We start from the raw sequence: 12,362 nt of genomic DNA on the forward strand, positions 1-12,362 counted from the left end.
CCGCGGTCCCGCAGCGCGCGCCCCGCGCGCCGCCCCCCCATCCCCCCCCGCGCGGCGGGGCCCCGCCCCGGGGGTGGGGCCCGGGCGCCCGCGCCCCCCCCCCCCACGTCCTGCCTGCCGGCGGGGATCAGCTGCGCCTGTCAGCGGGAATCAGCTGCGCGTGATCTCCACCGTCGCCTCCGCGGAGGAGGCTGTGTGCCAGCGGTCGCCGCCGTACGTCACGACGTAGCGGACCTCGCCGGGCTTGGCCGGGGTGTCGGTCGCCGTGAAGGTGCCGTCGGCCGCCACCGGTACGGAGCCCAGGGAGACGCCCTCAGGGGCGGCGGCGTCGTGACGGGTGACCGTGACCGTCGTTCCGGGGGCGATCCCGGGGGTCAGCGTGCCGGTGAGGGTGAGCGTCCGGCCCTTCCTGCTGGTCGCCGGAGCGACGAGGTCGAGGGTCGTCTGCACCGGCGTGGTGACCGGGAGGGAGTGGAACCGGAGCCCCATGACCCCGCTCTCGTTCGTCACGGCGAAGAGCCGGCTCCCGTCCGGCGCCCAGGCCAGGCCCCGGACCACCGGGGTCTGCGTGGCGGTGCCCACCTCGACCGAGGTCAGCGGGGCCGAGGCCTGCGGAGCGTAGACGGACACGTCCGGCACGTCGGCGCTCGTGTTCTGCGTGGCCCCCGCCACCGTGCCGTCGGGTCCGGCGGCGACGGCCACGGGCGAGGCCGGGGCCGGGGCGGCATGCGTCGCCACGTCCGACAGATCGTCCAGGCGGAAGGCCCGGTACCCGGGCGAGATCAGGGCGGCCGTCACGATCGACCGGCCGTCCGGTGCCACGTCGATGTCCCGCAGACCGTTCATCTCGGTCCCGGACAGCACCCGCCGCTTGGTCATCACGGGTGAGCCGCTGCTCACGTCGTACACCGTCAGGGTGTTGCGGTTGGGGTCGCCGGTGCCGACCACCAGCACGTTCGGATCGGCGGGGGAGGCGACGAGCTCCGCCCCGAAGTCCAGCGAACTGTCCAGCCCCAGTGCGACGACCGGCTCGGCGGCGCCGATGTCGATCGAGCCGAGGTCGCCGCCGGAGCCGTAGCCGAACCACAGTTTCCCGCCCGCGACCGCCACGCCCCACGGGGCGATGCCGTCCCCCACGTGGTACCGCGCGGTCTCCGCCAGCGTCGCGGTGTCGTAGGCCACGATGGTGTCGATGTCGCGCGCGGCCACGTACAAGGTCTGTTCGTCGGGCGAGAGCGCCAGCCCGCCGGCCCCCGGCAGGCCGCTCAGCCACGTGCTCTTCCCGTCGTAGTCCGACACCACGACGCGGCCGTCGGCGCCGGCCGGCATGCTGAGGAAGATCTTCTGGTGACTCCCGTCGACCTTCATGTCGGCGAGTTGGTACAGCGGCAACGACACACCGGTCGCCGCGTACGCCGGGGCCGTCCCCGGTATCGCCAGAACTAAGGAACCGAGCGCCGCGGCGAACGTGGCACTCAGCATGCGTCTGGATCCGCGCATGGCGGAAACCCCCTCTGTGTCCTGTGAGTTCACGCCGGCAGCCCCCCTCGACCGGCCGGCGGAGACGACGTCTGACGCCGTCGCGATCATTCTGCGCCGGAATGTGAGGGTCCAGTGTTCTTCCTGGCAAGAAAGAGCGAGAAAGTGATCGGTGGGCCCGGGGGCACCGACGCGCACCGCCGCACGGCCACTGGTGCGCCCCCGACCGACCGAGCGATCCCGACCAGGAAGAACGCGCCATGACCCAGCAGATGATGCTCGAACGAGCCGCCGGATACGCGCGCCGCTTCGACACACTCTTCGAGGAGTACTTCGACCAGGTGGGCGCCCGGCTCGACGCCCCGTCCTTCAGCCGGTTCGCCCCCGACTGCCTGCGGCTGCTGCGGGAGTTGTCCCTGCGGGGCGGCAAGCGGATGCGGGTCGTCGTGCTGCACGAGGCGGCGCGTCTGGTGACGGACGAGCCGGCCGAAGGGCTGGACGCCGCCGCACTGAGCATCGAGCTGCTGCAGACCCACGGCCTGGTCCACGACGACCTCATCGACGACAGCCCCGTCCGCCGCGGCGGCCCCTCCACCTACTACGCCTACCGCGAGCGGTTCCCCGATCACCCGCAGACGGCCCTGGGCCTGACCGTGCTCGCGGGCGACCTGGCCCTCGCCCTGTCGCAGCGGGTGCTGCTGGAGGCGCCGGTGCCCGTGGCGTTGCGGCAGGCCATGGTCGAGGTCCAGACGCGGACGGCGGCCGACACGTTCCTGGGCCAGATCATCGACCTGGAACGCGACTTCGCCGCCGCGCCGGACGAGGAGGTGCTGCACAGCGTGGCCGACTACAAGTCGTCCCGCTACTCGGTCCTGGCACCCCTGCAACTCGGCCTCCTGGCCGCGGGCGAGGAGCCGGCCCGCTTCGAGCGGGAACTGCGCGCCTACGCACGGCTGGTGGGAATCTGCGGTCAGATGCGCGACGACTACCTCGACCTGTTCGGCGACGCGGCCACCTTGGGCAAGCCGATCGGCACCGACCTGCGCGACGGCAGACACAGCTACGCCGTCCACGCCCTGCTGGCGGCCGCCGACGACACCGAGCGCCGCGTGCTGCGGGCCGCGCTCGGCGACCCGGACTGCCCACCGCAGACCATCGCGGCGGTCCGCGAGATCGGGGAGCGCCGGGGCGTGCCGGCCCGCATGCAGGCGGCCATGAACCGCCGTGCCGACGAGGCGTCGGCGGTCGCCGCGGGCTGGCGCTCGCACTGGCGCGAGGAGGCGGTCACCTTCTTCGAACGACTGCCGCGGTGGAGTGTCGAGCGGGCGAGGTGACCCGTACGCGCTCGGCCCCCTCAGAAACGGCGAACGGCCCCTCGGAATCGGATTCCGAGGGGCCGTCCTCTGCTCTGACCCAGGTCAGACACTGTGCCCCCGGCAGGATTCGAACCTGCGACACCCGCTTTAGGAGAGCGGTGCTCTATCCCCTGAGCTACGAAGGCGCGGGGACAGCCTAGCGGATCGGGGTGGTGGGGCGGGATGGCGTGAGGGGGCGGATCGTGCGGGGGTCAGTCCGTGCGGACCGCTCGGAGGAAGGTCTGGGTGAAGGTCTCGATCGCCACCTGCTGGGGTGGGAGTTCGACGTCCGGGAGCTGGGCGAAGGACGGGCGCAGCAGGTAGTGGAGGACGATCGGGCTGGTCATCTGCTGGATGAGGAGGATGCGGGGCAGGTCGCGGACGCGGCCCGCGGTGACCTCGTCGTCCAGCCAGGTGCCGACGGCGCCCAGCATGCGGGGGAAGATCCGCTGGAAGAGGGCGTGGATGCCGGGGTCCGCTCCGGGGCGGGCGAAGACCTCGGCGAAGAAGGCGGCCAGGACGCGGGGCTCCCGGTCGAGGGCCGTCACGAAGAGCCCGTACACGCGGCGGACCGTGGTCTCCAGGTCGGCGCGCGGGCCCTTCAGGAGTTCCTCCACGTCGACGACGGGGCTGTAGCGCTCGAAGACGGCGTGGAGCAGCTCGTCGCGGCCGCCGAACGCCGCGTACAGGCTGTGGACCGAGCAGCCGGCCGCCGCCGCGACCCGCTCGAAGGTCACCATGACGAGCCCCTGCTCGCTGATCAGCGTGGCCGCGGCGTCGATCGCGCGCTCCCGTACGGGTTTCTGCGTGCCCGGTTCGATGCCCGCCGCGCGCAGGGCCTCTTCGAGGGCGCTGCGGGTGCCGCCCAGCCGGCGCATGAGGGTGCTGCGGGAGATGTCCGCTTCGTGGGCGATCTCGCGGAGGGTCACGTCGGCCACGGGGACGCCGCGGGCCGCCGCCACGCGCAGGGCGGCGTCGGTGATCTCCGGCGGGACGGGGGGCTGCGGCGAGGACGGCTCATCGGTGTTTGACACATGACTCAATGTACCCTGTAATCGAGTATCAGGCGAGCATCGGTGACGGATGATCCGTCGCCTGTCGTCGCGCGCGCCGTGCACCGCCCCGGCATCCTTCGCCCGCGACCGGGCCGTACGCAAGGAAGCGATCCTCATGATCACGAACACGGACACGACCACGGACACGACCAGGGAGACGAACACGGGCACGACCACGGAGGAGACTCCGGGGGGTGGCGTTCGGCGGCTGATCGTTGTTGTTCTCGGGCTGACCGCCCTCGTCACCGTGATGCTCTGCGCCTTCGCCCTCCCGTCCGCCAAGGGCGCCCCACACGACGTGCCCGTCGGCGTCACCGGATCGCAGCAGGTCACGCGCGTCCTGGAGCAGAAGCTGGCGGGCGACGCGTGGGACGTCCGCGTCTACGACGGGCCCGAGCAGCTCCGCTCCGCGATCCGGGACCGCGACGTCGCGGGCGGCCTCGCCGTGGCTCCCGGGGGCGTCGACGTCTACACCGCCACCGCCGGCGGACCCTCCGCCACCGGCGCGCTCACCGCCCTGAGTACGCAGCTCGCGGCTCAGCAGCACGCGGAGCCGACCGTCCACGACCTGGTGCCGTTCACCGCGGACGACCCGCGCGGCGCCGGGCTCACCGCCGCGCTGCTGCCGATGATCTTCGGCGGGATCTTCCCGGCCGTGATCCTCGGGCGGGTCTTCCCCGGACACCGCGGACTGCGGGCCCGGCTGGCCGGCGTCCTCGCCTTCGCGGTCGTGGCCGGCGCCGCCGTCGCCGCGTTCCTCCAGTACGGCACCGGGACCCTCGACGGCGACTACGTGGTCACCGCCGCCGGTCTGGCCCTCGGCATGGCCGCCCTCGCCTCCGTCGTCATCGGCCTCCAGGCGCTGTTCGGCGGGGTGGGCCTCGGGATCGGCGGCGCGGTGATGATGCTGCTGGGCAATCCGCTCTCCGGCCTGGCCACCGGCCCGCACTGGCTGCCCGCCGGCTGGGCCCTGCTCGGTCAGCTGCTGCCGCCGGGAGCCTCGGGCAGCCTCCTGCGCGCCAACGGCTTCTTCGACGGGACGGGCGCGGCCCGCCCCGCGCTGACCCTGGCCGCGTGGGTGGTCGCCGGCATCGGGCTCGTCGTCCTCGCCGACCTGCGCGGCCGGCGCCGGGGCGCCGAGGACGCCGAGGACGCCGTGGCCGCGCCGGAGCGCGCCGAGGCCGTGGCCGTCTGAGACTCACGCGGACAGCGGGCGCCGAGGGCACCTCGGGAGGCCGGGGGACAGAGGGCGTGCTATCCCGGAAGAGCGAGGTAAACGAGGGGGGCACGCTTGTCGGCGCGGGTCGGTCGTTCCGGCCCACCGGCCTCACTGAGTGGAGGTCCACTCATGACCCCGTTCCCGAACGCACTCGCCGTCGACTTCACCGGCGGCCTCAACGACGCCTGGTCGAAGGTCGCCCAGTTCGTGCCGAAGCTGATCGGCTTCCTGGTCGTCCTGGCCATCGGCTGGTTCGTGTCCAAGATGATCGCCCGCGTCCTGGACCGGGTCCTGCGCAAGGTCGGCTCGGAGAAGCTGGCCGAGCGGGCCGGTGCGGCCAAGATGCTCGAAGGGTCGAAGTACGACACCACCGGGATCATCTGCAAGGTCGTGTACTACGCCCTGCTGCTGATCACGCTCCAGCTCGGCTTCGGGGTCTTCGGCAGCAACCCCGTCTCCACCATGCTCAACGGCATCGTCGCCTGGATCCCGCGCGGCATCGTCGCGATCGTGCTGGTCGTGGTGGCCATGGCCGTCGCGAACGTCGTCCGGGACATCGTCACCAACGCCCTGTCCTCCGTCTCGTACGGGAAGACCGTCGGGACCGTGGTGTGGGCCTGCATCGTGGCCCTCGGCGTGATCGCCGCGCTCGGCCAGGCCGGGATCGCGACGACCGTCACGCAGCCCGTCCTCTACGCGGCTCTCGCGGCCGCCGCGGGCATCATGATCGTCGGCGTCGGCGGCGGGCTCATCGGCCCGATGCGCCAGCGCTGGGAGCGGTGGCTGAACAAGGCCGAGGAGGAGACCGCGAAGGCGCGCGGCGTCGGCGGCACCGGGGCGTACCAGGCGGGTCGCGAGGACGCGCTCACGCACCAGCCGGTGCAGGACCGGGAGCGCACCGACCCCCGGGCCGGCGGTTCGACGAGCGGCTGAGCCCGGCCGGCGGTCCAGCGCATCGAGCCCCGAGATCAGCGAGCGACTGAGGTCAGCGAGCGTCCGGGATCAGCGAGCGCCTGAGATCAGTGAGTGGCTGAACGGTTTCCGTTCAGCAGGTCGTGCCGCTTCACCAGCCAGCTGATGGCGGTGAGGCGGCACACCGCGTAGTCGTGGCCGACCGGCTCCCGCCAGCCCGTCTCGTCGAGGGCGTCGAGGAAACCCAGCGTGTAGTCGGAGAGGAGCTCGGCGTCGGGCGCCGGCGGTTCGAGGTCCGCGCCGGTGACCTCCAGACGGTCGCGGAGCGCCGACACGTGCTGGTCGACGGCGGCCGTGAAGGCGGGCTCGAAGGCGAACTCGGCGAAGCGCGGGCCGTACGCCTCGCTGACCCGGGCGAGAGGGGACATGCCTCAAAAGTACGGGGGAGGGGGTGGCCGGGGGAGGGCCTTTCGGGGTGCCGTTGGTCACTGCGTTCGTCCCCTGATGTCCCTGTCTGTCGGGGCCGAAAGACCCAGTGCGCGCCCCCTGCGCGTCCGGTGCGCCCGGCGGTTCCGACGCGCGTATTGACGGGCGCCGGGACCGGCCGCGTAGCGTCCCGGCATGGATTCCCTGGACGCGCTGCTCACCGCTCCGGGCGCCCCCTTCTCCGTGGAACGCGGCGCGGACGGGCGCCTCGCGTACGCCGAAGGACCGCGCACCCTGCGGGAGTTCGCCGAGACGACCTGGGCGTACGGCGACACCCCGTTCCTGATCACGGAGGACGGGCGGACCACGTACGCCGAGTTCTTCGCCGCCGCGTCGGCGCTCGCCCGCCGCTTCCTCGATCCGGACGAGGGCTACGGGCTGCGGCCCGGCGACCGTGCCGTGATCGCCATGCGCAACCACCCCGAGTGGCAGACCGCCTTCTGGGCCGCCCAGCTCGCCGGCCTCGTCGCCGTCCCGCTGAACGCCTGGTGGACCGCCGACGAGTGCGCGTACGCCCTCGACGACTGCCGGCCCGGGGTGCTGATCGTCGACGGGGAGCGCTACGAGCGGGTGCGGCCCTGGCTCGGCACGGTCCCCGACCCGCCATGGACGCTCGTGTGCCACGGGGAGGGGCGCGCCGTGGACGGGCCGCGCGTCGAGCGGTACGAGGAGCTGCCCGCCGCCGATCCGCTGCTCGGGCCGCCGGACGTCGACGTGCTCCCCGAACAGGACGCCACGCTCCTCTACACCTCCGGCACCACCGGCCGGCCCAAGGGCGCCGTCGCCACGCACCACGCGCAGACGGGCGCCATCGCCAACGCGCTCTACTTCTCCGCCCTCTCGGCGCTGCGGCGCGGGCTCGTGCCGGGGCAGGGGCCGGCCCAGATCGGGATGCTGACCTTCCCGTTCTTCCACGTCGCGGCGTTCACCGGGTTCTTCCGGGCGATGGCGGTGGGCGGCACGCTGGTGCTGCTGCGCAAGTGGGACCCGGACGTCGCCGTGCGGCTGGTGCGGGAGCACGGCGTCACCGGGTTCGGCGGCGTGCCCACGACCGCGCTCCAGCTCCTCGAACGCGCCGCCGAGCTGGACGACGACCTGCCCACGCTCACCTCCGTCAGCACCGGAGGCGCCCCGGCCCCGCCGCAGCTCGTCCAGCGGCTCACCGCCCGCTACGGGGAGCGGGTCGAGCCGGCCAACGCGTACGGGCTCACCGAGACGCTCGGCGCGGTCACGGCCACGTTCGGGGAGCAGTACCGCAAGGGGCCGGACAGTGTGGGGCGGCCCGCGCCGGCGGTCGAGGTGCGGATCGCCGGGCCCGCGGGGGAGGCCGTCCCCGGCGGGGAGGTGGGCGAGCTGTGGCTGCGCGGGCAGTCCATGGTCCGCGGGTACTGGGAGGACCCGGAGGCGAGCGCGGCGGCGATCACGGCGGACGGGTGGTTCCGTACGGGGGACCTGGCGGTGCTGCTCGACGACGGGCGGGTACGGGTCGTCGACCGGATCAAGGACATGGTGATCCGGGGCGGGGAGAACGTGTACTGCGCCGAGGTGGAGGCGGCGCTGTACGAGCATCCCGATGTGCTGGAGGCGGCCGTGTTCGGGGTGCCGCATCCGGTGCTCGGGGAGGAGGTCGCGGCGGTCGTCCGGGTGCGGGGCGGGCTCGATCCTTCGGCGCTGCGGGAGTTCGCGGGGCGGGGGCTGGCGGCGTTCAAGGTGCCGGCCCATGTCGTGGTGCAGAAGGAGGAGTTGCCGCGCAACGCGACGGGGAAAGTGCTGAAGCGTGCCCTTCGTGAGAGCTGGCCTTCCTCGCCGTAGGACCTGCCCTTTCGTCGCCGGGTGCGGCCCGGTGGGGGTTTCTCGCGCAGTTCCCCGCGCCCCTGGAGGCGAGCGGCTTCGCCGCTCAGCCTCTATAGGGGAAATGCGGCGCGCAGCGCCTGCATTTCAGGGGCGCGGGGCTGTGCCCATCAGCGGCTCCGCCGCGGGGCGCGACCAGCCCCCACCGGCCCGCACCCGGCGACGAGACCCGAAGGCCCTAGCGCCGGGTGACGTAGACCCGGTAGTTGCCGGAGGCGTCCGCTCCGCCCACTGAGATCCGGACCCCCGTCTTCGTGTCCTTGAAGACCTCGCCGGGGCGGAACGTCGCGTCGGAGAGTTCCGCGTGGACGTTGGGGCGGCGGGTGCAGCCGCCGCTGTCGGGGGTGGAGTCCTCCACGGTGATCGGCCCGTGGCCGGTGTCGACGTCGGCGTCGACCTTGTAGACGAGCACGCCGGGACGGCAGACGGCCTCGTCGTTGCCCTCCTGGGTGCGGACCTCGACCGCGTAGCCGGTCTTCTCGGTGAGGGGGACGAAGACGAGCTTGGTGCCGCCGCCCTCGGCCCGGCCCAGCGGCGACAGCAGGTGTTCCGTCGTGCCGGCCTGCGAGGCGCAGCCGATCTGCGCGTCGTCGAGCCAGCCGAGCTTCCACTTGTGCCAGCCGAGCAGGTCGTTCCCGACGCCCCAGTCCTCGCTCATGATGTCCCAGTGGCCGACGGCCCCGCCGCCGTCCTGGGTGTAGAGGTCGGGCAGCCCGAAGGTGTGCCCGTTCTCGTGCGGCAGCACCCGGTAGCCGGTCTCGGAGTAGGAGCCGGAGCCGTCGTCCTGCCGGGAGTAGACGAAGGACGCGTTGGCGAGGGGCACGCCGTCGGCGACGGGCGCGTCGGGGTTCCCGGCGAAGGTCACGGACAGCACGGTGTCGAGTGCGGAGGGGCCCGCGTTCGGGGTGACGAGGATGTTGACGATGTCGTACTTGCTGAAGTCGACGTCCGGGTCGGCGGCCGCCGCGATGTCCTTGACGAGCTTGCGGTAGCCCGGTTCGAAGGGGGCGCCGCGCTCTATCCCGTAGGCCTTGAACGTTTTGGGCATGCGCAGCCAGTGCTTGACCGGGGTCTCGGAGCGGTAGTCGAGCTTGCCGTAGGAGCCGGTGCGGAACCAGTCGCTGGTCTGCGGGAAGAACTCCCCGTACCGGGCCATCGCGCTGCCCTGCCCGTGCGCGTCCGGGAAGTCGATCATGAGGTTGAGGGCGCGGACGGTGCCGGTGGAACGGGCGTAGCCGGCGGACGTGGGCACGCCCTCGGACATCTGGACGCCGAGTGCGCCCCGGATCATGCAGGGGCCGAGCGAGGTGGCCCGCGCCAGGGCGGTCGGGCCGGCCGCCGTGGGCGAGCTGTCGAGGAGCCGTCCGGTGCTCGCGGTCATGGTCACCGCGAGAGCCACCGCCGTGGCTCCGGCGAGCATCGCACCACGCCGGCCCCCGCGTATCCGCCGCTGCCGCATCCGATCCGCCCTCACGCTCGGGTCCGTTTCGATCACCCTGTGTCGGGGTGGGGCGGGCCGCGCGCTGGGTGCGCCGATCGTGGGTTTCTGGCCGCAGGCGTACGTGAGCCAGGTCACATCGGAAGCGGGAAATAACCGGGGAGGGTCTCCCCGTTTAGAAGGTCGTAGGGCTAAGCGGGGACGGATTCCCCACTTGCTTCAGCTCAGGCGAACCGCAGAACCGCAGAACCGCAGAACCGCGGATCCGCGTAACCGCCGATCCGCAGAACCTTCGAACCGAGGAGAACGCCGTGGCCACCGTGACCGACCAGCCGCAGCGCCGCGCCCCCCGCCCGCGGGCCGACGCCGTGCGCAACCGGGAGCGGATCGTCGCCGCAGCGGTCGAGCTGATCGTCGAGCACGGGACCGAGCTCCCGCTCGACGAGGTCGCCCGCCGCGCGGGCGTCGGCAACGCCACGCTCTACCGGAACTTCAAGGACCGCGGCGAGCTCATGCGCCACGTCGTCCTCACCGTCACCGACCGCATCAGCGCCCACGCCGAACAGGGACTCGCCGCCGTGGAGGCGAACGAGGCCGACGCCTTCGGCGCGCTGCGCACCTTCGTGCACGCCGCCGCCGACGAACGCATCGGCGCCCTGTGCCCGATCCTCCACGCCACCTTCGAACACGCCCATCCGGACGTCGTCGCCGCCCGCGACCGGCTCACCGTCGCCGTGGAAGGCCTCATCGCGCGGGCCCGCGCCACCGGGCAGCTGCGCTCCGACGTCGGGGTCGGCGACCTGATGGTCGCCCTGTCCCAGCTCACCCGGCCGCTGCCCGGCACGGGCTGCATGGACTTCGACCGCTTCGTCCACCGTCATCTGCAGCTGTTCCTGGACGGCCTGATGACGCCCGCCCGCTCGGAACTCCCGGGCGAGGCCGCGACCTTGGAGGCGCTCCGCCAGGAATAGCCCCGCCCGCCCCGCGCGAGCGACCCCGCACGGCCATCTCGCGGCCACCCGATTTTTCGCCCTTATTCACGACTTGCCTTTGACCTTTGGAGTCCCGCTGTGGGTACCCCCTTGCCGAAAACGGCTTCTCCCGAAGGCGACGCGCGCCGCTGGAAGGCCCTCGTCTTCATCGCGCTCGCCCAGCTCATGGTGGTTCTCGACGCCACCATCGTGAACATCGCCCTGCCCGCCGCCCAGACCGATCTCGGCATCACCGACGGCAACAAGCAGTGGGTCATCACCGCGTACGCCCTCGCGTTCGGCGGACTGCTCCTGTTCGGCGGCCGCATCGCCGACCTGTGGGGCCGCAAGCGGACCTTCGTGACCGGTCTGCTCGGCTTCGCGCTCGCCTCCGCGCTCGGCGGCGCCGCGCAGAACGAGGCCATGATGTTCGGCGCCCGCGCCCTGCAGGGCGTCTTCGGCGCGCTGCTCGCCCCGGCCGCCCTCTCCCTCCTGGCCGTCATGTTCACCGACGCCAAGGAGCGCGCGAAGGCGTTCGGCATCTACGGTGCGATCGCCGGTGGCGGTGGCGCCGTCGGCCTGATCCTCGGCGGCTTCCTCACCGAGTACCTGAACTGGCGCTGGACCTTCTTCGTCAACATCCCGTTCGCGATCGTCGCCGCCGTCGGCGCGTACTTCGTCATCCGTGAGCCCGCCGGCGCGCGCAACCGCTCGCCGCTGGACCTCCCCGGCGTCGTCCTGTCCACGCTCGGCCTGGTCGCCCTCGTCTACGGCTTCACCCGCGCCGAGTCCGCGGGCTGGTCGGACGTGACGACCGTCGGCATGTTCGTCGGCTCCGCCGTCCTGCTGATCGCCTTCGTCGCCGTCGAGGCCAAGGTCAAGCACCCGCTGCTGCCGCTGCGCGTCGTCGCCGACCGCAACCGCGGCGGTGTCTACGCCTCCCTCGGCCTCGCCGTCATCGCGATGTTCGGCCTGTTCCTCTTCCTGACCTACTACCTCCAGGTCGTGAAGGGCTTCTCGCCGGTCAAGACGGGCTTCGCGTTCCTGCCGATGATCGCCGGCATGATCACGGGCTCCACGCAGATCGGCGCCCGCCTGATGACGCGGGTCCGCCCCCGCCTGCTGATGGGCCCCGGCTTCCTCGTCGCGGCGCTCGGCATGCTGCTCCTGACCCAGCTGTCCGTCGACTCCTCGTACGCCGGTCTGATCCTGCCCGCCCAGCTGCTGCTCGGCCTCGGCATGGGTACGGCGTTCATGCCCGCCATGTCGCTCGCCACGATCGGCGTCGAGGCGCGGGACGCGGGTGTCGCCTCCGCGATGGTCAACACCTCGCAGCAGGTCGGCGGCGCCATCGGCACGGCCCTGCTGAACACGATCGCGGCCTCGGCCACCGCCGCCTACGTGGCGGAGCACGCGGCCGGCGCCCGCAACGCGCAGCTGCTCCAGGCACAGGCCATGGTGAACGGCTACACCCACGCCATCTGGTGGGCGGTCGGCATCATCGTCGTCTCCGCGACGATCGCCTTCTCGCTGATCAACACCGGCGTCCCGGGCAGCGGCCCCGCCGCCGCATCCGGTGACACGGCGGAGGAGGCC

10 protein-coding genes and 1 tRNA gene are annotated in these 12,362 nt (G+C 72.6%); 6 read left to right on the forward strand and 5 right to left on the reverse strand.

Annotated elements, in window-relative coordinates; translation table 11 throughout:
• Positions 1-150: 150 nt before the first annotated feature.
• A complete protein-coding gene (locus ACFW9D_RS11815; RefSeq protein WP_384620635.1) occupies positions 151-1,482 on the reverse strand; it encodes a hypothetical protein in 1,332 nt (443 codons plus the stop codon).
• 257 nt (positions 1,483-1,739) lie between these two features.
• Here ACFW9D_RS11815 and ACFW9D_RS11820 point away from each other — a divergent pair, with 257 nt between their 5' ends.
• Positions 1,740-2,813 (forward strand): polyprenyl synthetase family protein, encoded by a 1,074-nt coding sequence (locus ACFW9D_RS11820; protein WP_384620638.1) that lies wholly within the window; start codon positions 1,740-1,742, stop codon positions 2,811-2,813.
• Between the two features lie 94 nt (positions 2,814-2,907).
• Here ACFW9D_RS11820 and ACFW9D_RS11825 read toward each other — a convergent pair.
• Both ACFW9D_RS11825 and ACFW9D_RS11830 read right to left on the reverse strand, forming a co-directional pair.
• A tRNA-Arg gene (locus tag ACFW9D_RS11825) sits at positions 2,908-2,980 on the reverse strand.
• A gap of 66 nt (positions 2,981-3,046) precedes the next feature.
• Positions 3,047-3,868, reverse strand: a complete 822-nt coding sequence (locus ACFW9D_RS11830; RefSeq protein WP_223206097.1) for a TetR/AcrR family transcriptional regulator — start codon at positions 3,866-3,868, stop codon at positions 3,047-3,049.
• A 136-nt stretch (positions 3,869-4,004) separates the two neighbouring features.
• Here ACFW9D_RS11830 and ACFW9D_RS11835 point away from each other — a divergent pair, with 136 nt between their 5' ends.
• Together ACFW9D_RS11835 and ACFW9D_RS11840 are read left to right on the forward strand one after the other, a co-directional pair.
• Entirely contained in the window at positions 4,005-5,084 is a 1,080-nt protein-coding gene (locus ACFW9D_RS11835) for a hypothetical protein (RefSeq protein WP_384620642.1), read from the forward strand.
• Positions 5,085-5,237: 153 nt separating this feature from the next.
• Positions 5,238-6,041 (forward strand): hypothetical protein, encoded by an 804-nt coding sequence (locus ACFW9D_RS11840; RefSeq protein WP_188338379.1) that lies wholly within the window; start codon positions 5,238-5,240, stop codon positions 6,039-6,041.
• Between the two features lie 86 nt (positions 6,042-6,127).
• Here ACFW9D_RS11840 and ACFW9D_RS11845 read toward each other — a convergent pair whose 3' ends face one another.
• Positions 6,128-6,448, reverse strand: coding sequence for a DUF6401 family natural product biosynthesis protein (locus ACFW9D_RS11845; protein WP_384620646.1), 321 nt, complete (start codon positions 6,446-6,448; stop codon positions 6,128-6,130).
• A gap of 193 nt (positions 6,449-6,641) precedes the next feature.
• Here ACFW9D_RS11845 and ACFW9D_RS11850 point away from each other — a divergent pair, with 193 nt between their 5' ends.
• Positions 6,642-8,318 carry a class I adenylate-forming enzyme family protein gene (locus tag ACFW9D_RS11850; RefSeq protein WP_384620649.1) on the forward strand — a complete coding sequence of 559 codons (1,677 nt, stop codon included), beginning with the start codon at positions 6,642-6,644 and terminating at the stop codon, positions 8,316-8,318.
• Between the two features lie 217 nt (positions 8,319-8,535).
• On the opposite strand, the gene ACFW9D_RS11855 is transcribed toward ACFW9D_RS11850, so the two are convergent.
• Positions 8,536-9,816 (reverse strand): M6 family metalloprotease domain-containing protein, encoded by a 1,281-nt coding sequence (locus ACFW9D_RS11855; protein WP_384620659.1) that lies wholly within the window; start codon positions 9,814-9,816, stop codon positions 8,536-8,538.
• Positions 9,817-10,106: 290 nt separating this feature from the next.
• On the opposite strand from ACFW9D_RS11855, the gene ACFW9D_RS11860 reads away from it, so the two are divergent.
• The gene (locus tag ACFW9D_RS11860; protein WP_384620652.1) at positions 10,107-10,766 is read left to right on the forward strand and encodes a TetR/AcrR family transcriptional regulator; all 660 of its coding nucleotides are present in this window, start codon (positions 10,107-10,109) and stop codon (positions 10,764-10,766) included.
• A gap of 99 nt (positions 10,767-10,865) precedes the next feature.
• On the forward strand, positions 10,866-12,362 hold a 1,497-nt coding region (locus tag ACFW9D_RS11865), incomplete at its 3' end, for an MFS transporter (RefSeq protein ID WP_384620655.1).

This window comes from Streptomyces sp. NPDC059524 (genome assembly GCF_042749255.1).
Classification (GTDB): domain Bacteria; phylum Actinomycetota; class Actinomycetes; order Streptomycetales; family Streptomycetaceae; genus Streptomyces; species Streptomyces xanthii.